The following is a 25,983-nucleotide window of genomic DNA, read 5'->3' as shown; positions in this document are numbered from 1 at the left end:
CATAACTTACGCACTACGGGTCAAAAACCCGGTTTCTGGGTCAATATCTCTGGGTTTTATCCACAATTTTTCGGAGAAACGAGTTTTTTTTGCCTTAGTCCTAATTGATTAAATTATTGTAGCCGATCGCCCTTTCCGACACCATATCTCTGAGATGCGATCGCACTCACCATCCTTACCCTCATCAATAGCCCTCCCAAACCAGTAACACAGGCAAAACCGCTAACAACAGTTCCCGGAAAATTTAAACTTGTGCCGAGTGACTCAGATTTACCAAATTGTGTCTATACTAGATAATTGAATCCGGCGATCGCGACTAATAACGGGTACATTAAGATACAAAGCAGTAGCAGCAATAATGCGATCAAGCAAATCGGGAATTTGCGATCGGTCAACTTGCCTTAAACTCAAAGCTATATTGCGATCGAAAGGAATTTCAACCAATAAGGCATCATCGCTCTCAACTTCTCTCAATAATAGATCGAGAGTAGTTGAATTAATCCGCCCTCTCTCGCTCAGATAGACAATTTCTGCTAATGTAATTGATGAAAAAGCCACCTGATTTCCCTCGGCAGCTATCTCTTATATTGTCGTTCTAGCAGTCACCGAAAGTCGTGAATCGGCAAAGATATACCAGATTACAGCATGAGTATCCGCTACAGCACGCAGCATTAGAAATCCTCCCTTGGGAAATTCGCCCATTCTTCGCTGCGAACTTCATCTATATCAGCGGCAGAAGGTGCAATTCCCAAGTCAGCACATAAACCCCACAATGATTTGCGGGGAGTCTGCCGAACAACTAATTCTCGTTCTATTTCAGGAACAATCCACTTAATCAATCGTAACTTTTCGGCTAGAGACAAGTGCTTAACAAGATTTAAAACCGCTTCAAAAGTCATGTTTTTTATGTTTAAATTGGTAATTCATGTAATTGTAGCATTTTGGCTGCCAAGGACAGCATCACCAGGTTTGGGTTGAGAAGATTCGTTTACCACAGTTCCCGGAAAATTTAAAACTGTGTCGAAACAATCTAAACGTGCTATATTCAATTCCGTAAACCCTGAACTTCCCTATCAGGTATTGCAAATTTATCCACGAGTCAACTGAATGCTCTCTACTTTCAAGAAACTAGCTTCAATTGCAATCATCTTTGCCGCCCTAAAACTTTTACTGAATTATCCGGCTTTCAGAGAAATAGAAAATTATATCGCAAATAGAAACCCAGCAAGTGCCACCTTAGACAATGGAACTCTGCAGCAAAAATCCAGCAGCCCGCCTCCGGTACCTCCCAAAAAATCACCGGAGCAAACATTCGATGTAGTAGTATATGGTGATGAAGTACCGGGGATATGTGCGGCGATATGGGCTAAGAAAACTTTAGGCGCAAAGGGCAAAGTTGCGATCGTGCGATCGAACTACGCAAGTGCTCCTTTGGGCGGCTTACTCACCCGCGGCGGTTTAGCTTACATCGATGTAGATAAAATCCCCGATTGGTACCGCCAACCTTACGCCCAATGTTTTAAGGAATTCTTAGATAAAGCAAATGCGCCCGAATCTTGCTTAGATCCAAAAAAGGCAGATCGAGCTCTCAAACAGATGCTTTCCGCCGCAGGAGTCAAAGTTATTTCCAACTCAACTCTTACTCCCCGCGTCGTAGACAAAAAAATTGAATATGCCGAAGTAAAAGGCAGCAATCTAATAATTAAAGCCAACTCTTTTATTGACGTAACTCAAGACGCCGAATTGGCAAGAAAAGCAGGATTATCTTATTATACAGGATATCAATCTCAAAATATAAAATCCAAAAATGAAACTTTAGCTGTCTCTGTAGTTCCGAGAATTACAGGGATAACGATGTCCGAGTTCCGCAGCATAGAAGATGAAATTCTATACAATAGGCCTTTGGTAAAAAAAATAAAAGAAAGCATTATGAAATATAAAGATCCGGCTAGTACAAAATTCTGGATGAGAAATTTCTGGAGTACGATTTATCAGCCATATACAGACGGCTACGACATTAGAAGCGTAGCTATAGGTGCAGCGTATCACATAGACAGAAAGCTGCCCTTCAGTCAAAATAAAGGATTCTTTTTTGATAAAGGCAATGTCTGCGTTTATAACAAAAATGTGCTGTCTTGGAACGGGTTTCTGTTTAAATACCAAGTTGACCAAATCATGAAGATGGAAGCTAACGGCAGAAAACCGACTCCTGAAATGATTAGAGAAATGTCATTTCTCCAATACTGGCTACAAAAGAAGTCTGGTAAAGATGTGAGAGTATTTCTTCCAGACGAGATTTATATCAGGCAAACTTTGAACGTTCGCGATGTGGTAGATCCGCTGACGGGCCAGGAGATTATCAAAGGGGGAACAGTACCTGAAAAGTCGATCGGCAGTTTTTCCTACGATTTCGATATGCGGGGCGGAGTCAAGAATTTATCTGCGAGAATTCCGCCGCTGCCAGTGTATAATTTTGGCATAGAAAGCGCTTTGGCTAGCAAAGTCAAGAATTTAGCCATTGTCGGGCGATCGTCCGGTTATGTCGGTATGGCGGTATCTGTCGGGCGAATTGCGACGGTGAATATTTATCAAGGACAAGGTGTAGGCGTGGCGGCTGGCTTGGCTAGCAAGTTAGGCGTGCCGCTGAATTCGATTACTTCGGCTGAAACGAAAAAAACTCTGGAGACTTTAACGGGGAAAACGACGTATTTGTCGGGGAGAGATACGAGTTATGGGGTGGATTATAAGGAGGTGAAATAGAGATTAAGAGGATTTTACCGCAGAGAGCGCAGAGCTCGCAGAGAGGGGAGGGATGAGAAGGTTTGTTAGGAGAGGATGAGGCGGCGGATTCCTTCTTTTAAAAAGCGGACATTGAAGTTGATGAGAAGGGCTAGAGGATAACCAGTCATTTTGAGGTAGGAGATAACTTGAGCCTCATGAATAGAAAGTATAGTTTGGACTGACTTTAATTCAACTACGATAGTGTTGGCAACCAGCATATCGTATCTGCCTTCCCCAACCACAACACCTTTATAAGTTACATTTACTGTAGGTTGAGGTTCAAAAGGAATTCCCCGGCGCGAGAGTTCTTCACGCAACGAATTCTCATATACCGCTTCCAAAAACCCCGGCCCCAACTCTTTATGAACCTCCATCGCCGCCCCAATCACCGCATAAGTCAACTCATTAAGCTCCTCTCCCAACTCTCTTCTCTCCTCTTCTCAAACCAATAATCACAATCATAATCCAAAACCCTCCCCACACTCTTCCCTCTGCGCCCTCTGCGCCCTCTGCGGTTCAAACCTCTTCTCTTCCCCCCGCTATGGCACAATCTTAAATAAGATCAAACTCTCAAGCCACCATGACCGCAAACCTACCCCCGCAATACGACCCCCAAGCCACCGAAGCCAAGTGGCAAAAATACTGGGAAGACAACCAAACCTTCAAAGCTGACCCCGAAAAAGGCGGCGAACCTTACTGCGTAGTTATCCCGCCGCCCAACGTCACCGGCAGCCTCCACATGGGACACGCTTTTGAAGAGACGCTGATTGATGTCCTCGTCCGCTATCACCGCATGACTGGACGCAATACCCTGTGGTTGCCGGGAACGGATCATGCTAGCATTGCAGTTCAAACTATTCTCGAAAAGCAACTCAAAGCAGAAGGCAAAACTCGCCACGATTTAGGCCGAGAAAAATTCTTGGAACGGGCCTGGGAGTGGAAAGCTGAATCGGGCAATACTATTACTAATCAATTACGCAGTTTGGGCGTGTCTGTCGATTGGTCGCGTGAACGCTTTACGATGGATGAAGGCTTATCCGCTGCGGTTTTAGAAGCGTTTGTCCGCCTGTACGATGAGGGGCTGATTTATCGCGGTAATTACCTGGTGAATTGGTGTCCGGCGAGTCAATCTGCTGTGTCGGATTTGGAGGTAGACCAGCAGGAAGTTGAGGGCCATTTGTGGCATTTCCGCTATCCTTTGACGGATGGTTCTGGTTATTTGGAAGTGGCGACGACTCGGCCGGAAACGATGTTGGGCGATACAGGGGTGGCGGTGAATCCACAGGACGATCGCTACAAGCATCTTATCGGTAAAACTGTGACTTTGCCCATTCTCGATCGCGAAATTCCAATTTTTGCCGATGAATTAGTTGACCCAACTTTCGGAACTGGCTGTGTCAAAGTGACTCCCGCCCACGATCCGAATGACTTCGAGATGGGCAAGCGCCACAATTTGCCGTTTATCAACATCATGAACAAGGACGGCACTTTAAATGAAAATGCCGGAGAGTTCCAAGGACAAGACCGATTTGTTGCCAGAAAAAATGTGGTGAAGCGGTTAGAAACTGACGGGTTTTTAGTTAAAATAGAAGATTACAAGCACACACTTCCCTATAGTGAACGCGGCAAAGTTCCCGTCGAACCGTTGATATCTACTCAATGGTTTGTAAAAATAGATCCGCTTTCTCAACGCGCGCTAGAAGCATTAGATAAAAGTAATTCACCTGTATTTGTTCCTGACAGATGGACAAAGGTTTATCGCGATTGGTTGGTGAAATTGAAAGATTGGTGTATTTCCCGCCAATTGTGGTGGGGACACCAGATTCCGGCTTGGTATGCTGTTAGCGAAACTCACGGCGAAATTACTGACACGACTCCTTTTGTGGTGGCGAAAACTGAAGCTGAGGCTAGGGAAAAAGCTGCGGCTAAATTTGGGCAAGATGTTGAGTTGGTCAGAGATCCAGATGTATTGGATACTTGGTTTTCTTCTGGGTTGTGGCCTTTTTCTACTTTGGGATGGCCGGAAAAAACTCAGGATTTCGATTTTTACTATCCCACAACTACTCTGGTGACTGGTTTTGATATCATCTTTTTCTGGGTGGCTAGAATGACTATGATGGCCGGACATTTTACTGAAAAGATGCCTTTTGATACTGTTTACATTCACGGTTTGGTGTTGGATGAAAAAGGTCAAAAAATGTCTAAGAGTAAAAATAACGGTATTGACCCGCTGCTGTTAATTGGTAAGTACGGGACTGATGCTTTGCGCTACACTTTGGTTAAGGAAGTGGTAGGGGCCGGGCAGAATATTCGCATGGAGTACGATCGCAAAACTGATGAATCGAAATCAGTCGAGGCTTCCCGGAATTTCACAAATAAGCTGTGGAATGCGGCCCGGTTTGTGATGATGAATCTGGAGGGACAGACTCCGCAGCAGTTGGGAAGTCCGGCTGTAGAAGGCGGTAGTTTGGAATTGTGCGATCGCTGGATTCTTTCTCGCTATCATCAAGTTGTGCAACAAAGTCGCAATTCTTTGGAAACTTACGGCTTGGGAGAAGCGGCTAAGAATCTTTACGAGTTTATTTGGGGCGATTTTTGCGACTGGTATATTGAGTTAGTCAAATCTCGCTTGCAGGAGGATGCTGAACCCAATTCTAAGAAAGTCGCGCAGCAAACTTTTGCTTTTGTGTTGGAAGGAATTCTGAAATTGCTGCATCCTTTTATGCCGCACATTACTGAGGAAATTTGGCACACTCTGACTCAAACTGGCGAGGATGAATGTCTGGCTTTGCAAGCTTATCCTGAAGCGGATATCTCGCTGATCGATCCAGAATTAGAACAGCAGTTTGAGTTGTTGTTCGGGACAATTCGCACTATTCGTAATTTGCGGGCAGATTCTGATATCAAACCGAGTCTGAAGGTGACGGCGATTTTGCAAAGCGAAAGCGAGAAGGAACGCCAAATTCTCTCGGATGGAAGCGTTTACATCAAAGATTTGGCTAAGGTGGAAAATCTGACTGTTACTGCTAGTTTGGATGGAGATTTGGGACAGACAATTGCTGGGGTTGTCGGTACTGTACAAGTATTGATTCCTCTGGCTGGGGTGGTGGATTTGGTGGCTTTGCGCGGTAAATTAGAGAAGAAGTTGAGCAAGGTGGAAGCTGAAATTAAGCATACTGCGGCGCGTTTGACTAATCAGAAGTTTGTGGATAAGGCTACTCCTGATGTGGTTCAGGGGGCGCGGGATGCTTTGGCTGAAGCGGAGAAACAAGCGGAGATTTTGCGCGATCGGCTAAAGTTGTTTTAATAGTTAACGGTTGATTGTTGACAGTTGAAAGTTGACAGCTAAGTTGAGGCGCATCTAAATTCTACAGTCAAGGTAGTATCAGTCTTCTATCTGAGTCCCCATCCTCTCGATCCCCCCTAATTCCCCTTAAAAATGGGGATGCGAGGGGGATCGAGTCTCGGCCACAAGCGAGATATACAAATAACAAATAACCAATAACCAATAACCAACAACCAACAACCAATAACCAATAACAAATAACCAATAACCAATAACAAACAACCAATAACCAATAACCCCTATGCTATATTTAGCCCAAGTACAAAAGAAGGATATTTTAGGTGAAATAAGTCTGCAATTACTGGCCTGTCAAAATGCTGATGAGACTTGGGCTATTCTTCCCGAACAAACTGTCTTGATAGTGCCGCCAAATTGTAATCAAAATGTGTTAAATGAAGGAATGCTAGTATTAGCAGATATTGGCGAAAATCGCCACATTTTGCAGGTTCAAACAGCTACAAACTGGGTGCTAGAATTAGTTGAAAAGTATTTAACCACAGGCTTTACTCCCGATTTTTGGCAGCAAGAAGCCCAGAAAGCAGAAGAGTGCCGCCAATCTCTCACTTTGCAAAGTCAAGAATTGTCTCGGAGATCGATCGAACTTGAAGCCCGCCGCGAACAAATTCAAAATTTAGAAGCCAAACTCCAGCAGGAAAAACAATTGCTGGAAAGCAAAAATCAGCCCTCCGAAGAGAATTTTGATGCGCCATAACAAAGTCCGCCGGCGCGGACTGATATCGAAGCAATATTGCCGGAGGCTAAAGCACTTTTGACTTTATCCAAGCGGCGGGGAGACACAGCAATTTCTGAGAATTGCTGACATAAGCCCGCTTCTGGAAAACATCGTACTGATTCCGTTCGATCGCATTTAAGATTCTGCTGTACAACATCGTAGCAGCCCAAACTGTCCAGCGGATATCGGGACTCAAAACTTTGATTCCGGGCTCGGCGCTGGCGTATAATTTGCGAGCTCGCTGGATTTGAAACTTCATCAACTCCCGCCAGCGGTTGTCAATCACACCGTTGAATAAATCTTCTTCGGTGTAGTTAAACAGCGCTAAGTCTTCTAAGGGCAGGTAAATGCGGCCGCGGCGGGCATCTTCTCCCACATCGCGCAGAATGTTAGTTAACTGCTTGGCTATACCGAGGGCGATTGCTTCTTCCTTGGGAATTTTATTTCCCCAGTGCCAATTCCAGTTGGCAGCCCGGTTCGATTCGTCTACACCCATCACAGACATCGACATCAGCCCGACAGTACCCGCTACTCGATAACAGTAAAGATTGAGCTCTTCAAAAGTTTCGTAGCGGCTGCGGTACAAGTCCATTTGCTGGCCCGCAATCATCTCTCTAAACGGCTGAATGTCGATCGGGAAACGAGACAAGGTATCCACCAAAGCCACGTCGTAATCGTCGTGGGGATGGCCGGCAAACAATGATTCTAGGCGTTTTTCCCACAGATTTAGAGTTTCAGGGGTTGTGGCCTCAGAACCTGGCCCGTCTACGAGTTCGTCGGTGCGGCGGCACCAAACGTAAATCGCCCAGATAGCCCGACGCTTGGCTTCGGGCATGAGTTGAGTGCCTAAATAAAAATTTTTGGCATAACTCGCTGTGACTTGGCGGCACAATTCGTAGGATTCTTCCAAAGAAGCCAGAGTTCTCATGCACTGGAGTTTTGACAGTTGCAGCATCCGAGAATAAGAAATTTAAAGATTAGAACTGACATTCCCCCGTTGAGACAACGGGAGATTCTTTTACGTCTTTAGGAATGACGCATCCGAACCGAGAAACCTGGTTTTTGAACCGAGATTGAGGGTTTTCAGCAAATATTTTGGCTAAAAACCCGGTTTCACGTCGCCCGCGCGCAAATCCCAGTATTTATGAAAAATTCTTAATTTTTCATTTGTTATTGGCCGTTGAAATAGCCTGCGCTGTCAGCTTACCAGAAAGCACAGCACCTTCCATACTCGCAAGATAACGCTGCATTGTATAATCCCCCGTTAGATAGAAATTGCTAATGGGAGTGGTTTGGGTGGGACGGCACTCTTGACGGCCGGGAGTGGCTTTGTAGACGGAACGTGGGGTTTTGACTACGTGATATTTGAGCAGTTTGGCGGGTTCTGGGATTTGGTCGGGAAAGAGTTTTTCTAACTCGACCATTGTGGCTGCGACGATATCTTCGTCAGATTTGCCTATCCAGTCTTTGGCCGGTGCGAGTACCAGTTCCAGCATGGATTTGTCTGGGTTGGCATATTCGCGGCAGGTGTTGCTCATGTCGGCGTAGACGCTCAGCAAGGGCGATCGCGAGAACAGCAAGTGGTCGATATCTGTTAACTTGCGATCGAACCACAAGTGTACATTAATCACCGGTACACCCTCCAAACCTTCGAGCTTTTTGAAATAACCCATTTCGGCCCAAGGTTTCGGCATCATCAACTTCAGCGGGTCAACCGGCATCGCCGAAACGTAAATATCAGCCGTCAGAACTTCTGACTCTGCCCCCTTGACACCCCGAATCTGGAAACCGCGCACCGTGTTGTCATCATTGAGCAAAAATTCCCCGATGGGTGCATTCAGCCGGACTTCGCCACCGCGCTCAGTTATGTAGTCTACCATCGGCTGACACAACCTCTCTGTAGGGGGGCCGTCTAAAAAAGCCATTTTCGAGCCTTTTGTCTCTTGCAAGAAGCGGTTGAGGGCTGTCAGCAGAATGGTTGCAGATATTTCGTGGGGGTCGATAAAATTCAGCGCCTTGGACATGGCGATGAATACTTCTTTTTCGACTCTGGGGGGGACATTTTGCTTTTTGAGCCACTCGGAAAAGGAGTATTTGTCCATTTCTTCGACGTATTTCTGGCCTTGAAGTATCGCCGGAACCAAACCGAGGCCGAAACTGATTTTTTCGCCCCAGGTGAGCATATCGTTGTTTCTGAGGATAGCCACAAGGCCGTTGAAGGGGGCCGGAATATTCGGAAAGTCAAAGCGCGAATAGGTTCCGGGCGTTTCCGGCTGATTGAAAATCATCGAGTGCTCTTTCCATTGCAGCCGGTCTTCGATGTCTAGTTCTTTGAATAGTTGGAGCATATTTGGGTATGCACCGAAAAATATGTGGAGGCCGGTTTCGTACCAGTCGCCGTCTGCATCTTTCCAAGCGGCTACTTTGCCGCCGAGTACGTCCCGACTTTCTAGGAGGATGGGGGTGTGACCCGCATCGGTGAGATATTTTGCACAGGATAGTCCTGCTAAGCCGGCTCCGGCGATCGCAACTCGCATTTAATACTACTGCCCTCTGTTCGCTTCGCCTTAATTATACGTTACAAGTCGTTACATTTTCTCGGCCACCAACGACGAGTCAGAAACCGGGTTTTTCCGACAATCTTGCGCTTTCATCGAAAAACTTGGCAAAAAACCCGGTTTCTCGGCCACGACGAGCACTGCTGTCTCCTCTTCTCTTCTCTTCGCGCCTTATTAAGTTTTGCTATTATAAATTATCAAAACAATTGCTTAAAAAAGTTAAATTCATGGCACAAACAATTCAAGCTAGAAATGTTGCAATAAATGATTTGGAAGCCCAATTCAAAATTGAGTGGGTTGAGGATGACCAATTCTTTCGGGAGTGGCAAGATGATTTGCCAGAAATAACTGATGCTGAAAAACAGCGACTAGACAGAGTGAAAGCAAGTTACAGGAATTTGCTCAAACATCCGCCACTTCTAGAAAATACAGTCAAAATGGTCGTACTGTCTCCGTTTTTAGATTTAGCTGATTTTTATCTTGCTCCTTTTCACGTTACTTCCGAAAAATCTGTAGAAATTATTGACGAAGATGAAGGACTAATTGTCAGGGGACAAATGGATGTTTTGGCTTTGTTTCAGGAGTTTTGGGTAGTAGTTATCGAATCTAAGAAAGCGGCATTTTCTTTGGAAGTCGGTATTCCGCAGTTATTAGCTTATATGTTAGGTAGTGTGACGGGCGATCGACCTACTTACGGTTTGTTAATGAATGGGGCAGATTTTCTATTTGTCAAATTAGTTAAGGGGGAAACACCGCAGTACGCTTTTTCTCGGAAGTTTTACATTTTCAATCCGGGGAATGATTTGTACACTGTGCTGAGTATTTTGAAGCGTCTCGGTGAGTTGAATGTTGGCAATATAGTTTAGCAAGCGATGCCGCGCAACGATGAATCAGAAACCGGGTTTTTCCGAGAATCTTGCGCTTTCATCGAAAAACTTGGCAAAAAACCCGGTTTCTCGGCCACGCAACGACAACTCAGAAACCGGGTTTTTCCGAGAATCTTGCGCTTTCATCCACAAAGGAGGTTGGTTGGGATTCGGGATCGGGTAGGCCGGGAATAGGGAGATATCTCCAATTACCACTAAACAATAGGTACATCACACCCGCAAGTACGACACCGCTAACCACAGCAGCAGTAATCTTCCAAACACTGTAGGGACGTTCGCCTTGAACTTCGGCGGTGCGAGCATTAACTATTACTTGATATTGCTTGTTTTGATAGCGATAGGCGCACATCCACACTGGTAGCAAAATATGCTTAAAAGTGATAGCATTGTAATCTGTAGAAACGCTGTGAACCCGCTGCTCGTCGCCGCCGATATGTCTACAAACATCCCAGTGAATAGCACCCGCCATGATATTTTTAGCAGAGTCAAATCCTAGAGAGAGAGAAACTTGCGATCGCTGTGCTTCAAACCCAGCTAAATAAGAAGAATTGTAAGGGCGCAATGACTCCTTGAGATGCCAAGGTTCCAGTGCATCCAGACGCGGGCGATCGACTGAAGTTGTCGCCGGAATCAGAATATCGTCAAAAGTGCGATCGACTCTGCCAGAAGCAGGCCACCATCTGGTATGCTGGACTTCGCGAGTTTTAGTTTCAGTTTCGCCGTTAGCATTAGTTTCTGTATAACTCTCAGTCACGTAGTAATGCTCTCCCCGATCGCCCTTATAGTAACTCACCGTATAACAGTCGTAAGTCCAAAACGGCAAATAAACCCCTTGAATTTTCTCCTGTTGCGCCATAGATTTCAAAGCAGAAGGAGCAAACCAGCGCTTGCTGAGCCACTTCTGAATGCTTTCTCTGGCTTGTTTATCAGTAACTTCAAAGGGTATAATTCCCTCTGGTTGCACCCTAGGGCTGGCTTTTACAGGTTGCGTCACAATTGGAGAAGCACAAAACGGGCATCTACCCGCTACTTTCGGCGGTTCAAAAGTAATACTTGCTCCGCAATCATTGCATTTTACTTCTAAGGCTGTTGTGGATAAAGTTGTCAGCGCCGTGCGATCGTTTTTTAGATATTGTTCGTAGGAATTCTCCTTTACTTCTTCCGCAGTTTGGGGAATTGCATCTTCCCAGCCGCAGTAAGCACATTTTAGCTTTCCTGCTTGGGGGTTGAACTCTAAATAAGCCCCGCAGCTAGGACAGGGAAAACGTTTAACACCAGGTTCAGAAGTATTCATAATAGTTTATTGGTGATATATAGCATTTCTCAGAAAGATGAGGTGTCACTGGGTATATGGCAAACAGGTCATTGGCCAAACAGGTCATTGGGCATACCTCACGACGCTTGAGAACCGCTATAACTGGTAATTGGCAATCGGTAATCGGGAAAACCTACCAATTGCCAATTAACTAAAGATCCAAAATTTTAGGCTGCTGCTGGTGGGGGCGGGGGCGGTACTGTTGACAACAAAGAGGCTAATTCCGGCACTTGCGATGCTAATTTCCAGCCGTCCAAACCTGCCCGCCAAACTATTACCTGATGTGTCAAACCATTTTGCAGAAGTTGATGCAATTCAAAGGGCCCTAATTGTTGACCGTTGGGGGCAATGTACCACTGAGTTTGTGTTATTGGCGGCGGTGGCGGCGGTGTTGGCGATGCTGGTGATGCTGGCGGCTGCATCATATTTGTCATTTGTTGACCCATTGCCATTCCCATGCCCAATTCTAATGCTTGATTGCCACCGCTGGGGTTATTGGCTGATGCTTCTATAGCATTAGCAGCTTGATATTGGGTATATTGCTGCATATTTCCCAGAAGTCCGATCGAGGCTCGTTTGTCGAGTGCTGCTTCCACTTCAGCCGGCATCGAGATATTTTCAATTAATATCTGAGTTAATTCTAACCCGAACTGCTGGATATTTGGCTGTAGGGCTATGCGTATTTGTTCGCCCATTTGTGTGTAGTTGGCTGCAAAGTCCAGCAAGGGAACGCGGGAATTACCAACCCAATTGGCAAAAGCGCTGACTATTGTATTGCGGAGTTGTTCGCTAATTTCATCTACTTGAAATAGTCCGTCTGTGCTGATTAATTGCTTTAAAAGTTGTTCGGGATGGGAAACTTTAATGTTGTAGGTTCCAAAAGCCCGCATTCGCACTGGGCCGAGTTCTGGATCGCGGATAATTACAGGGTTAGCGGTTCCCCATTTCAGGTTGGTAAATATCTTGGTGTTAAAAAAGTAGACTTCTGCTTTGAAGGGAGAGTTGAAGCCGTAGGGCCAACCTTTTAAGGTGCTAAGAACGGGTAAGTTGCGGGTGTATAGTTCGTGCATTCCAGGATCGAAGACATCGGCAACTTTGCCTTCGCTGACAAAGACTGCTATTTGTCCTGGTCGTACAGTTAGTTTAGCACCTTGTTTGATTTCGTTTTGGTGGCGCTCGAATCGATAGGCAATGGTATCGTTGGTGTTGTCTAACCATTGGATGATATCGATAAATTCGCCGCGAATTTTGTCAAAGAGTCCCATATATTTGTTTTGAGCTTTTGTTAAATTTTAACTTCAATAGGAGCGATCGCTGTTCCCGATCGCCATTGTAAAGTTTTTAGGTGCGATCGCCGCGCTCTGATGGGGGCGAGATCCCTTGCAGACAATTCACAATTCCGGTTCAATTCCAGCCGATCGCAGTTGAGCGCGCAATTGCTCTAATTGGTCTTCGGCGCGATCGGCTCTTTGGCGCTCTTGTTGAGCTATTTGCTGTTCCCGATCGGCTCTTTCAGAACCCGTTAACAACAGATTACCTTGACTGTCCCACCAGCGAAGCCAAGGTAACTCAGCATTTTGATAAGTACCTTGCCAAATTCCCAATTCCACCCCTAACGGTGCGATCGGATAATGGCCGCGATCGTTTGCCTGGACTAAATGATAGCTATTATCTACTAAATGGTAAACTTCAACACTCGCCTCGGTCACTTCATAAATTCCGTAAAATGCCGGACGGATCACATTTTCATAAATCCAGAATTTCCCCGGTTTAGTTTCCTGTTTACCCGATCGCAATAAAGGCGTTCTGTCCCGTTCTTCTGCACCATTGCCCGATACAAATTCCAACACAATTAACGGCGCTACAAATTCTTGCCACATCACGTAAGAACGGCGCAATTGACCGTCAATAGTTGGCGGCACATTGGGGACATAAAACCAGTCTGGCGCTTCTGCACCTTTTTCTAATGGGTCAGTCAACCGCCAATAAATGCCGCTGTCTTGACCGATGCAATAGTTCCCGTCAGCATGAATTATTTCTAAAATGGGAGTAATTGAATCGGTTAGTAAGATGCTTTGGGGATGTTCTTGAAAGTTTTTCACAAAAGTACCGTCAGATTCGGGTAGTTGAGTATGGTCTGGCCAGCCAGTGGGATTGTTTTCTACATCTAGGGAGAATTTCATGGTGTTATTTTGATTGCAGTCATTGTTGAAAGCGAGCTTTTGATTTTGATTGTAGGCGATCGATTTCATAGTTTCATAGTTTTTGTAAGGTGCGCCACAAGCACCCTACCGAAATATAAATCATAGCAATTCCTCTCGCTCTTCATATTCCCCTTGTTCTCCCCGCACTAAAGGTTCATCCTGAAAGCACCCGAAAGTTCTCTCAAAAAAACCGGGGGGCCAGCCTAAATCTTCCGGGGTTTTAGCCTCAGTTGCTGGTGTTATGGGCTGGAAAATTACAATAACTTCCAACTCTGTATCTTTGATACCACCGGGGATTTGCAAATGCAGCATCCCGTCGGAACCAACGCGCGATCGCACTTTAATACTTTGCATAATAATTAACCCCTTAAATTTACTTTATATTCTAGTTTAAAGAGCTTAGGTTGCGCCCTTGAAACCCAAGCCAACACATAATGCTGATTCGACAAAGCTGCCGGTTCGCGCCAACCCAACCTACACCCACCTGCAACCCGCCGCGCCCCCGTCTCATCGCAGCCTCAGCCACGAGTGAGAGAACCGCCCGCAGCCCCGTGGCTCGACAAGGTACAATAAATGCGATCGTACTTAACGCTTATATTGAAAAAGCTAGACACAACGCCACAGGAGACAACGGACGTATGGGAAAAGTAGTTGGCATTGACCTCGGAACGACAAACTCAGTAGTAGCTGTCATGGAAGGCGGCAAACCGGTTGTGATTGCCAACGCAGAAGGGATGCGGACAACTCCCTCGGTGGTTGCTTTCACCAAGGAAGGAGAACGCCTTGTCGGACAAATGGCCAGACGCCAAAATGTTCTTAACCCCCAAAACACCTTTTACGCCGTCAAACGGTACATCGGACGCAAATATACCGAACTGACTCCAGAAGCAAAGCGCGTCCCTTACACAACTCGCCGCGACGACAACGGAAACATCAAAATCAAATGCCCTCGCCTGAAAAAAGATTTCGCCCCAGAGGAAATTTCGGCGATGGTGTTGCGGAAATTGGCCGATGAAGCTAGCCGCTATCTCGGACAAGAAGTCACGGGGGCTGTAATCACTGTTCCCGCTTATTTCAACGACTCGCAGCGACAGGCGACGCGGGATGCTGGCAGAATTGCCGGACTTGATGTGAAGCGGATTTTAAATGAACCGACAGCGGCTTCTTTGGCCTACGGTTTGGAAAGGCGAGAAAGTCAAACTATTTTAGTTTTTGATTTGGGCGGCGGTACTTTTGATGTATCTATCTTAGACGTGGGAGACGGAGTATTTGAAGTCAAAGCAACTAGCGGCGATACTCAATTGGGTGGCAATGATTTTGACCAGAAAATTGTTGATTGGTTGGCTGAACAATTTTTAGAAAAAGAAGGGGTGGATTTACGCAAAAACCGCCAAGCTTTGCAGCGCTTGATCGAAGCATCTGAGAAAGCTAAAATTGAGCTTTCGGGAGTTGGTGTTACTGAAATTAATTTGCCGTTTATTGATGCTAATGAAGATGGGCCTTTGCATTTGGAAACGCGACTAACTCGCGGTCAATTTGAGGGGCTGTGCACCGATTTGGTGCAGCGGCTGCGGCGGCCGGTGAAACAAGCTTTGGCTGATGCAAATTTGAGTCCTTCTCGGATTGATGAAATTGTGTTGGTTGGCGGTTCGACTCGGATTCCTTTGGTGCAGGAAATTGTTCGCAGTTTGATCGATCGCGAACCGAATCAAAATGTGAATCCCGATGAGGTTGTGGCGGTGGGTGCTGCAATTCAAGCGGGGATTTTGGGCGGGGATGTCCGCGATGTGCTGCTGTTGGATGTGACGCCGCTTTCTCTGGGCTTGGAAACTATCGGCGGGGTGATGAAAAAATTGATTCCTCGCAATACTACTATTCCAGTTAGGCGATCGGACATTTTTTCGACTGCTGAAAACAACCAAACTGTGGTAGAAGTTCACATCATCCAAGGGGAACGGGAATTAGGTAGAGATAATAAGTCTTTGGGAAGGTTTAAACTAACTGGAATTCCGCCGGCACCGCGAGGGATTCCCCAGGTACAAGTTGCTTTTGATATTGATGCTAACGGGATGCTGTTGGTAACTGCTTTAGACAAAACTACCGGCAGGGAACAAAGCATTACTGTGCAAGGTGCTTCGACGCTGAGTCAGCAGGAAGTGAATCAAATGATTCGCGATGCGGAACAGTTTGCTCAAGCTGATAAGTTGCAGCGGGAAAGGGTGGAAAAACGCAATCGTGCTGAAGCTTTGGCTTATCAAGCTGAGCGACAATTGCGGGAAGTTGCACTCGATCGCGGAATGCAGTTTGCTCAAAGAAGCCGCCAGCGCATTGAAACGTTAATTCGGGAATTGCGAGACAGTTTGGAACGCAACGACGAGCGGGGAGTTGACCAAGTTGGTTCGGATTTGCAAGATGCTCTTTACGATTTGAACCGCGAAGTTTCAGCTTTTGCTGAGGATGACGATGATGATGATTTCTTTGAGTCTGTGAAGCGGACTTTTACGGGCGATGGTACGAAGCGACGCAGTGATGACAGCAGCTATTATACGAATGCTAAGCCGTACAGGCGATCGACTGTCGATCCAATTCCCGATCGCCCCTACGATCGCGATCGGATGCCAGATCGCGATCGATCCTACGATCGCACACCCGATCGCAGAACCAGCACTAATCGCCCGACTCGCCCCTATCAAAACCAAAGCGACGACTGGGATGATGATGATGATTGGCTGTAATTGAAGGAAGAAGGAAGAAGGAAGAAGGAAGAAGGAAGAAGTAAGAAGGAAAAGAGCAGGTTTTAATTCTAAGAATATATGACGGCTCTTTTCCTGCAACTTCTCAAAGCTTTTTATTTCCCCACTCTTCTATTCGCCTGCGCCTCTGCGGTTTATGCAAAAAAAAATCATTTACAAATCAAATAGGATTGCTATAAATAGGTCATTGCGAAAAAACAATAGTATCTTGTAGGGGCGGGTTTAGCTAAAAATACATGAAACAAGCTAGTTTATAACGGCTAAACCCGCCCTCCCTCCCCATCGAATGTTTATTGATACTCTTCCTTCTATCCGTTACATCCGTTACATCCGTTACACAATCCGTTGCCGAACTTCCTTCTCCAATTATGCAAAACTTTCGTAATTACTATCAAATTCTGGGAGTACCCAGAGATGCTAAGGCTGATGAGATAAAAAAAGCCTATCGACGACTCGCGAGACAGTTGCACCCTGACGTAAATCCGGGGGACAAATCTTCAGAAGATAGGTTTAAAGATATTAATGAAGCCTACGATATTCTTTCAGACATCGAAAAGCGTGCTCAATACGACCAGTTTAGTAAATTCTGGAAACAAAAGGGATTTCAAGGGAAACAAGGCGTAAAACTTCCCAATTTTACAAGTTGGGGAAACAACAAAGTTAGCCGCAAAAAGCCTGCGGAAGATATCGATTTTAGCGATTACTCAGATTTCAATAAATTTCTCGACCAAGTGCTCGGAAGACGCAGGGAAGTGAGAATGGCGACAGCAAATGATGCACCGCGAGTGTCCACTTCGGAACCGTGGAGTACCGGTTCTAAAAAAACGAGTTATGTTGCTAATTCTCGCGAAGATAGAAGGGATTTGGACGATCGCGAAATGCGACGAGAAACAGTCGATCGCGAAATGCGACGCGAAAGTCGGGAAATGGACGATCGCGAAATTAGAAGAGACATTGAGGCCAGGCTGACTCTGCCTTTGGAAAGAGCTTATTCCGGCGGTACCGAGCGCATTCGTTTGGACGACGGGCGGTGGATCGAGGTAAATATGCCTGGGGCGATGGTATCGGGCCAGCAAATTCGCCTGCGAAATCAAGGTATTGGCGGCGGCGATTTGTACTTAAAAATCACAGTTTCTCCCCATCCATTTTTTAGCTTGGAAATGTCAGATATTTGCTGTGAATTGCTGCTGACACCCTGCGAAGCGGTGCTGGGGGGAGATATTGAAGTGCCGACTTTAGACGGCTTGGTGAAGATGAAACTACCACCTGGAGTCACGTCTGGGAAGCGGTTACGGATGGCGAATAAGGGCTATCCGACTGGAAATGGCGATCGGGGAGATCAGCTAGTAGAAATTCAGGTGTTAATTCCGAAGGAAATTAGTGAAGAGGAACGGGAATTATACGAAAAATTGCGGCAGATTGAGACTTTTAAACCGCGTCAAGATTTGTCGGTTTAATGTCTGGTGCTATAATAGCGCACCTTTAATGATGTAAGGTGCGCTATTATAGCACCTTACTACTAATTATGTTAAGCAATTCTTGATAAAATAAGTAAAATTACTGTTGCAATTATTCCTGAACTGGCTGACAATTAACCCTAAGCTAATTTTCCCACAATCAGGAGCAGTTTGCCGCCATGACTCAAATGCCGCCCCAATGCAACAATCTGCAAGAGCAAGTTGACTCTTTACTGCAACTGCTGCGTCAGGAATCGTCTTTGCGACAACAAGATATCACTGCGGTACAATCTTCTCTGAAAAAAGCAACTTCTCCCCAATTTGAGATTGTGTTTGCGGGTGCTTTCAGTGCGGGAAAATCAATGCTGATCAATGCTTTGCTGGAGCGTGAATTGCTCTACAGTGCTGAAGGACACGCGACAGGTACTGAATGCTACATCGCCTACGCTGAATCGGCCCAAAAAGAGCGCGTTGTTCTCACTTTTTCGAGCGAAGTTGAGATTCGCGCTCAAGTTTATGCTCTGTGCGAACAGTTGAATTTAACTACTGAAATCAATATTAATCAAATAGATGTAGTAAAGATTTTATCTCAGGGATGTTCGATAATTATCGAAAAGGAAGGCGGAGAAAATAAATCGGAGCGGGCTAAACAAGCGAAGGCTTTGACTCTGCTTTTAGAAGGATTTGAAGCGAATCGCGAGCGCATTCAAACTGTCGAAAATGCCACGTATTCGATGGAACAGTTTAATTTTTCTAATCTCAAGGAAGCTGCTAGTTATGCCCGTCGCGGTAGCAACAGTGCTGTACTCAAGCGAGTAGAATATTACTGTTATCATCCGCTGCTGGAAGATGGCAATATTATTATCGATACGCCGGGAATTGATGCGCCAGTGCAGCGGGATGCAGAATTGACTTATGATAAGATTGAAAGCCCCGATACTTCGGCAGTTGTCTGCGTTTTGAAAGCAGCTTCGTCTGGGGAAATGACGACGGAAGAAACCGAGTTGATGGAAAAAACACGGGGAAATCCGGGAATTCGCGATCGGCTATTTTACATTTTCAACCGCATTGACGAAACTTGGTACAACACGCAACTGCGACAGCGCTTAGAAAATCTGATTAATTCCGACTTTCGCGATACTGCGAGAGTTTACAAAACTAGCGGATTGTTGGGATTTTACGGGAGTTTGATTCGAGGGACAACAGGGCGCGATCGCTTTGGTTTAAATACAATCTTTGCCACCAGTAAAGGGCGAGTTTCTGGAGATGATAAATTAGATTCAGAATTGCTCGGTAATAGTGAAGAAACTCCGCAATTTGTTAGTGAATTTAATCGCTACTGTGCGAATTCGGGCAAGCTATCTCCGAGCAGATTTCGCATTTCAGTTAACAGCTACGAAACACCAAATGAAAACTACGTGCGGATTCTTGCAGAGCAAGGACAACCATTAATTACTCAATTAATTCAAGATAGCGGCATCGAAGATTTTCGCAAAGCCATCACGCGCTATCTCACCGAAGAAAAGCGCCCGCAACTATTCAGAAATCTCGCTGACGATTTAGAGGATTTGTGCATTCAACTGCGGAAACAATACCAAACAATTCAGCGAAATTTGGACAGCCAGCCCCGCGAAATTGAAGCAATGAAAGCCCAGGAACTTTTGCGGCTAAATCAAGAATTGCAGCAAGTTGGACAAGAATTTCGGGAACATATCGCCGCCGAAGTTAATGATATGATTATGAACAGATGCGATATTTTCGATATAGACTTTCGGCAACTGCAATCTCGGATGATTCGTCGCTTGGATGAATTGTTAGATGGATTTTCGGTTGAGGCGGCTTACGGACGCACTTTGATGACTCATCCGCGCAATGCTACAGCGCCTTTAATTGCTGTTTTAGTGGAAGCGCTTTATTATTTAGCGAATCAGTTGGAAGATATTTTAGTAGAGGCTACTAAGTCACTGGTTGATAATTATTTCCAGTATTTGAAAGACAGTGTTCGTAAGTCGGAATACTATCGATTGCTTTATCGGTTGTTGGGGAATGACGGGGGAATTGAACAGCAGTTAGAGGAGTTGTCGCAGCGGGTTTCTAATGCTTTGGTGAATGCAGCGGGCGTGGAGTGCGATCGCTACGTGCGAGAAAGTCCCCGTTTTTACGACGAAGGCACATTTTCGATTTATCAATTCCGGGAAACATTGCAGCAAACTTCTCAAGGTTTCGACTGCGAAAATATGGTGGACGCCCAACCGGCAATTCGACAATTATTGCGGCTAGATTTTGAGCCAAAAGTATCTAGAACTATTCGGCAAACTTTCCGCCAAACTGTCAACCAAACGCTGAAAGAGCATTTGTTACCGATGGCGGAAAAGCAAGCTGATGATATTTTGCAGAAATACAGTCAAGCCCGCGATTATTTGGAACAAACTTTAGCACAGGAAGCTGAGGAGAAAATTGCTAAGAATCTGCGGCTGCAAGGTGAGAATGAGCAGAAAATCAAAGAGTACGATCTGGCGGTTTCTGGGATTAATGGTTGTTTGCAAGCGATGAAGTTGCACGAGCATTTATTGCCTGTAATTGGAGAAAACAAGAGCGTTGTTGTGGATGGTGAATAATTGTGCTATAATATCCAACAAAGAGCGACTTTTATCCTATGAACATTCGCCAAAAACTTCTCACAATAATCGAGCAACTTCCCGATGAAAAGTTAGCAATACTTCTGAACCTAGCGCTTTTCTTGACAAGAGGGAAAGAATCTGTTCAACCGATGCTTTTATCCCAAGCTTATCAAGATTGGTTGAGTGCGGAAAATGACATTTATGACGAACTATTTGCCGATGAACTTGCGAAGAGGTGATGTAGTGTTGGCTCAAGTGCCAATGCCTTCTACTCAGCTAACACAGTTTAAACTGCGTCCGGCTGTGATAATTTCGGCAGATAATCTCAACCAAATTCTTGACGATGTGATGGTTGTACCTTGTACTTCTAAGACAACTCGCCCTTTGAGGGTGGCTCAACATTTGATAACAGGAGATGAAATTGCATTAGCTGGTATTATAGTGGAGTCTGTAGTTAGATGCGACTCCATTTTTACCCTAAATAAATCAATGATTACTCGCAAACTGGGTTCTCTTTCAACTGAGGCTATAAACCACGTTAATCGCTGTTTACTGGTAGCTTTGGAATTAGAAATAGTAGATTAAATAGGACTTACACGAGGGTGGCAAGAATATGGAAGATAAATTTGATTTTCACAACTGCGGTAATGAGGATGCTTTATCTTTCGGTAACGCAATGCTTAAAGTAGAAAAACTCAAGGAAACAGTAAATAGAGTTTTGCCTGAAAATGGGTTAGGACAAACACTCAATCAGTTCTTAAGCCAGCAAGCCCTAAATATTGATGTACCTTTAACTACCGATCAAACACGTCGTTTATATGAGAACTGGTTTGGTGAAGGTATAGATTGTGAAATTCTCAGAGTGGGTGCTCAGGGCTGGAAGAAAGGAAAGATTAAGCTCAAACTCAATGTCACTATAGAATTTTGCCCAGACGAACCAGAAGTTGAAGAAACACCAGAAAACAACGAGTCAGAAACTACCAAACCCGAATCTCCCCTCGATGATTTGCGCCGCCAACTTCTCAACCAAGAAAACTCAGCCTCCTAATCCATCCAACATCTGCGGTTAAAATACATCATGACTAAAACCCCCAGAATTCGTATTCCCCCAGAAGTCCGAAAATACGTATTTACTCGCAACGAATACCAGTGCCAAAGCTGCGGTCAAACCAAACAAGAAACCCAACTGTCGATCGATCATATCATCCCCCTAGCCCGCGGCGGCAGCAACGACATCAGCAACTTGCAAACCCTCTGTCTCACCTGCAACCAACAGAAAACCGACAAACTAGACCCCCGCTTCCGCCGTCACTTTGACCTGTGATACAGCATTTTTCAGGTAAGTAGGTACTAGCAGAGATAGAGGACACGGCAGTGCCGTTTCCCTACTGCGATCAATTCTCTCTTCTCTTTCTCTGTGTCCTCTGCGCCCTCTGCGGTTAAAAAATCCTACCATCTATAATACCGATAAGGATCGTCCCCATTCTCAAAATCCGTCTTGTAATCCGAGTGATAAAACTCCTGACTCGAACCATTAAACACAACCCCATCCGCCTTAAAACTCGCCCCTAAATTAGCCAAAATCTGAGCATTCGCCCGGGTTTGCCGCCAGCGAGTAAAACGCAGATAAGTCTTAGCATCAGCATTCAAACTATCCGGGTCAATCTGAGAAAAAATCGCCACGCCCTTGCCAACTTGTACCCGACTTAACAAACCGTCAGCACCGATTTCTCCTCCAGACTTAATCAACCAAGTATCATAAAAAGAGCGCGATCGCAAATCCGAACTGCTAAGCCCCTTCACCTGATCCCAACCCGGAACCGCCAGCGAACCCCCGAAACCCTTCGCCTGCTGCAAACCCACGCCCAACGCCGCGACAGGCACTTGACGCGGCAAGAAAAACGCCTTCCCGCCAGCATTCAAATAACCGCGCAAATCTGCATCTTTCAGATTCGCTTCTGTCCCCACAATTGCCAAACCAACATCATTAGAAAGCGAACTAGCGCGCTGATAAATTACCCCCAAACTGTCCAACTTCTTCGCATCCCCATCTCCCCCAATTAAAACAACTTTATCCGGCTTTCCAAGCACCGGAGAAGTCATCCCGTAACTCACAATTTGTTGCACTAACTGCGCCGCCCCACCATCTACAGAATAATGGTCTTCCAAATCCAACTCGTTTAAAATTAGCCGCCCTTTTCCGTAATCCAATTCCATCAGCGGCGAATAAGCTAAATCAAACTCAGATTCTAAAATAGGCCGCCAACTACTGAGGTGCGGCTTCTCAATAGCAGCGCTGCTGACACCGCCTCGATTTCCCCAATGCCAGCCGTACCAAGGCGTACGTGCCGGACTCAATCTTGACGGTTTTTGAATTGTATCTGGGTAAGCTTCCAGCAATGTGCTTTCCCCAGTCCAATCGCGCAAATCAGTTTCATCCAAACTGCTAATTACTGGATGGTTAATATCAATTGGATAGACGCGACGACTAATATGTTCTGCAACCCGCAAACCCTTATTTTGTAGCCATTCTCGGCGCTGGGGAAACACGATTGCTTTGCCGCCATCCCGCACAAAATTCTCTAAATTTCCCGGCATATTTTGCCCGCTAGAAAATGCTTCCCGACCGATAACTAATAATGATGAAACTTGCGAACCGTTCCACGGTATCAGTTCGTGACCTAGCTGTTTTAACATTGCCGATGTTTTGCCAACTGGGTCAAATATTGCGATCGTATCCTTGATTTTGCTGGGAGTACCAAAAACCCGGAAGGCAAAAGTATCGACATGAGTGCGATCGCCTATTTTCGCAGTTAGGCTAATTTCGCCATCAGCCTTACTTGAGATGTCATTTGGTAATTTGATATCGATCGGGAAAAACAGTGTACCTGCCGTGTCAATAGTTCCCTGCTTTTCGCCCTTTCCAACCTCTTTCCCCCCAGCCAAAATTCGCCAAGTAAAAGCAAAATTTTGTTTCGCCCTAGTATCGTTAATTAAGACTACCTGCTTCGCCAGTTTTCCGCCAGCCCAAAAACTGTGGTCTTTCGCAGTAAAAGCTGGATTAGAACCAGCAATCCAAGCCAAAGTCGGGCCGTTATTTTTGATAATTGCCTCGCCGCCAGGACGAATAGTGTAGGCTTCTGGCTGCAAATAATAAAGCATCTTCTTGGAGACTTGCTTCAAATAAACGCCTCGTCTTCCCGGTTTAAATTCTCCAATATCCACCTTAGTTTTGCCAGCATCCGAAACTTGCCAACCATGTCCTTCACTCCAAGGAATCATCCCTCCAGACATTCCAAAAGTCCGCCAACTCCGCCAAGTATTCGTACTGAATAACTGCTGCAACTTTTGAAAAGCTGGTGCAAAATCTAACTCTTGATTAAGATGCCAACTTTTATATTCTTGACCTTTGACAAATTGCTCACGAATTTTATTTTTATATGCCGTAGTTTCTAGTTCATAAGCTTGTTTGCCCAAATAAATTGCTGCAAACTCGGTCATCAAAGGTTCGCTAACAATCACCTTATTAAATCCCGCTCGATTTCGCATCATCGTGGCGTGTAGTGGTGTCCCAAATTCCACGACCATGTATGGCATTTCTCCAGTTTTACTCCACTCAGAAATCCATTCTTCTCTTTCTTGCAATGGAATTATATTCAAGTAAGAATTCAGCGCATAAACATCGCCAAAATTTGCGCCCTGGTGTACCATCACAGGTCTGGTTGGATCGACGGATTTCATACTTGCAAAAGATTCATTTGCCAAGGTTGTAATGTCGCGCAAACGATTCTTATCAAGAGTTCCTGCTACTTCTTTTTTTCCGATGCGACGGGGATTTTGGTCATCAGTATTTCCAAAAAAGTTAGGACTTGTAGCCCACATTAATATTGATGGATGATTGCGATAGCGACGCATTTCTGTCGTCATTCGCGATTTCCAGCGGCCTCTAATTTGGCGGTTATTCCACTTGCCATTTGAAGCGAGTAAACTAATGTCTAAAGCTGGTACCATAACTGGAAAGCCTTTGAGGTCTGCTCTTTCAGAAAACAGTTCTCGGAAGTGCCATTTCCCTCGTTCATCGTGATTCCAAGGCCAGGTTTCTACTATGTTGAAACCTGCTTTCACGTAACTGTCAATTAATTTATCGGAAACTTCTACTGTGCCACCTTCCCAATTTTCGGAATGCAAGATGGGACGCAGGCGAATTTCCGTGCCGTTCAAGAAAAACTTGCGTCCTTCTATCCAAAATTCTCGGAAGCCGAAGGGTTGATCGTATTGTGTATTAATCCCGCTTCCTTTTACTTCTAATTTCAGGGTGTAAAGGTTTGGTTGACCGACATCCCAAAGGCGGGGATTTGGCCAATTCCACTGAACTTGTACGGTTTGAATGGGTTTAGCTTGAACCTTGGCATTTGCGGTGAATTTTTGTTGTACTTTGCCTTTTTCGTCGAGCATTTGCGCGATTAATTCAACTTGACCGTTTTGGGCAACGTCTTTGAGTTCAACATCTAATTTAACTTGCTTTTTTCTGGTGGAAGTTTGGACGAATACGTCGCTAATCAGCGGGCCGGGGGGAAGGCTCAGAAGCCGTACCTCACCGATAATTCCCCGCGATTGCAAGTTGGCTTTTTCTGTGTAGATTTCTGTGGGGCCCATGATGACGGCTTTTTCCTTTTCATCGGATACTGCCACAACTAAAATAGATAGGGTGTTTTGACCTGGTTTTGCTAATTTAGTAATTTCAATCGTGCCGTAGGGCCATTCGATTTGACCGCTGTTAATGCCGTTGATAAAGATGACTGCATCGGTGCTGACTCTGGCTAAGTCGAGAAAAATTCGGCGGTTTGTCCAGTCGCGGGGAATGTCTATATTTCTCTGATACCAAGCTTTTGATAGTTGTTTACTGTTGAAGTTTTCCCAATCTTTGCCGCTGCCGCGAGTGATGATTCCGGGTACGGATTGGTTGTTTTCTTTTTGCCAGTCTCCAGGCACCCAGATAGAACCCCAACTTGGGGAGACGGGGGGGTTTTGGGGGTTGCCAACTGCGGGGACAAATTGCCAAGTTCCGTTGAGATAGATTTGGGATCGTTTGTTGTCGATCGCCCCGACGGCCACAGTGGTAAGATTGGGGAAGCCGATCGATATCGCTGAGTTGCTGACTAAGTTGGGATTTTGAAGCGCGTAACCGACGAATCCAAAGAGGATGGCGGCTGCGAAAAATAATCCGATAATTTTGGCCAGCTTGTGATTCACTCGCTTATTGCTCCCAAAAATTAAATAATCTAATCTGTCCCTTGATCTATGATAGCAGTTGATTCAGTAGTAATC

21 protein-coding genes are annotated in these 25,983 nt (G+C 45.4%); 11 read left to right on the top strand and 10 right to left on the bottom strand.

Going from position 1 to position 25,983, the window contains the following annotated elements:
- Positions 1-270: 270 nt before the first annotated feature.
- Positions 271-558, bottom strand: coding sequence for a PIN domain-containing protein (locus QUA44_RS11190; protein WP_333250371.1), 288 nt, complete (start codon positions 556-558; stop codon positions 271-273).
- Positions 559-671: 113 nt separating this feature from the next.
- The gene (locus QUA44_RS11185) at positions 672-899 is read right to left on the bottom strand and encodes a hypothetical protein (protein ID WP_333250369.1); all 228 of its coding nucleotides are present in this window, start codon (positions 897-899) and stop codon (positions 672-674) included.
- A gap of 208 nt (positions 900-1,107) precedes the next feature.
- On the opposite strand from QUA44_RS11185, the gene QUA44_RS11180 reads away from it, so the two are divergent.
- Positions 1,108-2,760, top strand: coding sequence for an FAD-dependent oxidoreductase (locus tag QUA44_RS11180; RefSeq protein ID WP_333250367.1), 1,653 nt, complete (start codon positions 1,108-1,110; stop codon positions 2,758-2,760).
- A 65-nt stretch (positions 2,761-2,825) separates the two neighbouring features.
- Here the strand turns inward: QUA44_RS11180 and QUA44_RS11175 are convergent, their stop codons facing one another.
- Positions 2,826-3,203, bottom strand: a complete 378-nt coding sequence (locus tag QUA44_RS11175) for a GxxExxY protein (RefSeq protein ID WP_333250365.1) — start codon at positions 3,201-3,203, stop codon at positions 2,826-2,828.
- A gap of 158 nt (positions 3,204-3,361) precedes the next feature.
- On the opposite strand from QUA44_RS11175, the gene QUA44_RS11170 reads away from it, so the two are divergent.
- Positions 3,362-6,088, top strand: coding sequence for a valine--tRNA ligase (locus tag QUA44_RS11170; protein WP_333250363.1), 2,727 nt, complete (start codon positions 3,362-3,364; stop codon positions 6,086-6,088).
- A 280-nt stretch (positions 6,089-6,368) separates the two neighbouring features.
- Complete coding sequence (locus QUA44_RS11160) at positions 6,369-6,839, top strand: hypothetical protein (RefSeq protein WP_333250361.1); 471 nt, start codon at positions 6,369-6,371, stop codon at positions 6,837-6,839.
- Between the two features lie 46 nt (positions 6,840-6,885).
- Here QUA44_RS11160 and crtB read toward each other — a convergent pair whose 3' ends face one another.
- Together crtB and pds are read right to left on the bottom strand one after the other, a co-directional pair.
- Positions 6,886-7,815 (bottom strand): 15-cis-phytoene synthase CrtB, encoded by a 930-nt coding sequence (crtB, locus tag QUA44_RS11155; protein ID WP_194065592.1) that lies wholly within the window; start codon positions 7,813-7,815, stop codon positions 6,886-6,888.
- 208 nt (positions 7,816-8,023) lie between these two features.
- A complete protein-coding gene (pds, locus tag QUA44_RS11150; protein WP_333250359.1) occupies positions 8,024-9,397 on the bottom strand; it encodes a 15-cis-phytoene desaturase in 1,374 nt (457 codons plus the stop codon).
- Between the two features lie 248 nt (positions 9,398-9,645).
- On the opposite strand from pds, the gene QUA44_RS11145 reads away from it, so the two are divergent.
- Positions 9,646-10,284 carry a restriction endonuclease subunit R gene (locus tag QUA44_RS11145; RefSeq protein ID WP_333250357.1) on the top strand — a complete coding sequence of 213 codons (639 nt, stop codon included), beginning with the start codon at positions 9,646-9,648 and terminating at the stop codon, positions 10,282-10,284.
- Positions 10,285-10,393: 109 nt separating this feature from the next.
- Here the strand turns inward: QUA44_RS11145 and QUA44_RS11140 are convergent, their stop codons facing one another.
- The 4 genes from QUA44_RS11140 to QUA44_RS11125 all read right to left on the bottom strand — a co-directional run bounded on the left by QUA44_RS11140 (position 10,394) and on the right by QUA44_RS11125 (position 14,178).
- On the bottom strand, positions 10,394-11,599 hold the full coding sequence (locus QUA44_RS11140) for a hypothetical protein (RefSeq protein ID WP_333250355.1): 1,206 nt from the start codon (positions 11,597-11,599) through the stop codon (positions 10,394-10,396).
- A 188-nt stretch (positions 11,600-11,787) separates the two neighbouring features.
- Positions 11,788-12,885: an SPFH domain-containing protein gene (locus QUA44_RS11135; protein ID WP_333250353.1), complete on the bottom strand. Its 1,098-nt coding sequence runs from the start codon at positions 12,883-12,885 to the stop codon at positions 11,788-11,790.
- A 126-nt stretch (positions 12,886-13,011) separates the two neighbouring features.
- A complete protein-coding gene (locus tag QUA44_RS11130; protein WP_333250513.1) occupies positions 13,012-13,803 on the bottom strand; it encodes a Uma2 family endonuclease in 792 nt (263 codons plus the stop codon).
- A gap of 120 nt (positions 13,804-13,923) precedes the next feature.
- On the bottom strand, positions 13,924-14,178 hold the full coding sequence (locus QUA44_RS11125) for a hypothetical protein (protein WP_333250351.1): 255 nt from the start codon (positions 14,176-14,178) through the stop codon (positions 13,924-13,926).
- A gap of 284 nt (positions 14,179-14,462) precedes the next feature.
- Between QUA44_RS11125 and dnaK the strand changes: the two genes are divergently transcribed.
- The 7 genes from dnaK to QUA44_RS11090 all read left to right on the top strand — a co-directional run bounded on the left by dnaK (position 14,463) and on the right by QUA44_RS11090 (position 21,979).
- Entirely contained in the window at positions 14,463-16,559 is a 2,097-nt protein-coding gene (dnaK, locus tag QUA44_RS11120; RefSeq protein ID WP_333250512.1) for a molecular chaperone DnaK, read from the top strand.
- A gap of 386 nt (positions 16,560-16,945) precedes the next feature.
- Positions 16,946-18,034 (top strand): J domain-containing protein, encoded by a 1,089-nt coding sequence (locus QUA44_RS11115; RefSeq protein ID WP_333250349.1) that lies wholly within the window; start codon positions 16,946-16,948, stop codon positions 18,032-18,034.
- 179 nt (positions 18,035-18,213) lie between these two features.
- A complete protein-coding gene (locus QUA44_RS11110) occupies positions 18,214-20,652 on the top strand; it encodes a dynamin family protein (protein WP_333250347.1) in 2,439 nt (812 codons plus the stop codon).
- Between the two features lie 38 nt (positions 20,653-20,690).
- The gene (locus QUA44_RS11105; protein ID WP_333250345.1) at positions 20,691-20,894 is read left to right on the top strand and encodes a hypothetical protein; all 204 of its coding nucleotides are present in this window, start codon (positions 20,691-20,693) and stop codon (positions 20,892-20,894) included.
- On the top strand, positions 20,857-21,240 hold the full coding sequence (locus QUA44_RS11100; protein ID WP_333250343.1) for a type II toxin-antitoxin system PemK/MazF family toxin: 384 nt from the start codon (positions 20,857-20,859) through the stop codon (positions 21,238-21,240). Before QUA44_RS11105 ends, QUA44_RS11100 begins: the two co-directional genes overlap by 38 nt.
- 28 nt (positions 21,241-21,268) lie before the next feature.
- Positions 21,269-21,703, top strand: coding sequence for a KGK domain-containing protein (locus QUA44_RS11095; RefSeq protein ID WP_333250341.1), 435 nt, complete (start codon positions 21,269-21,271; stop codon positions 21,701-21,703).
- A gap of 30 nt (positions 21,704-21,733) precedes the next feature.
- Positions 21,734-21,979: an HNH endonuclease gene (locus QUA44_RS11090; RefSeq protein ID WP_333250339.1), complete on the top strand. Its 246-nt coding sequence runs from the start codon at positions 21,734-21,736 to the stop codon at positions 21,977-21,979.
- A gap of 125 nt (positions 21,980-22,104) precedes the next feature.
- On the opposite strand, the gene QUA44_RS11085 is transcribed toward QUA44_RS11090, so the two are convergent.
- On the bottom strand, positions 22,105-25,908 hold the full coding sequence (locus tag QUA44_RS11085) for a sugar-binding domain-containing protein (protein WP_333250337.1): 3,804 nt from the start codon (positions 25,906-25,908) through the stop codon (positions 22,105-22,107).
- Between the last annotated feature and the right edge of the window lie 75 nt (positions 25,909-25,983).

The sequence above is a fragment of the Microcoleus sp. N9_A2 genome (genome assembly GCF_036701775.1).
Taxonomy (GTDB): Bacteria; Cyanobacteriota; Cyanobacteriia; order Cyanobacteriales; family Microcoleaceae; genus Microcoleus.
Note: the sequence above shows the minus strand (reverse complement) of the source record. Positions and strands in the feature narration are given on the sequence as shown.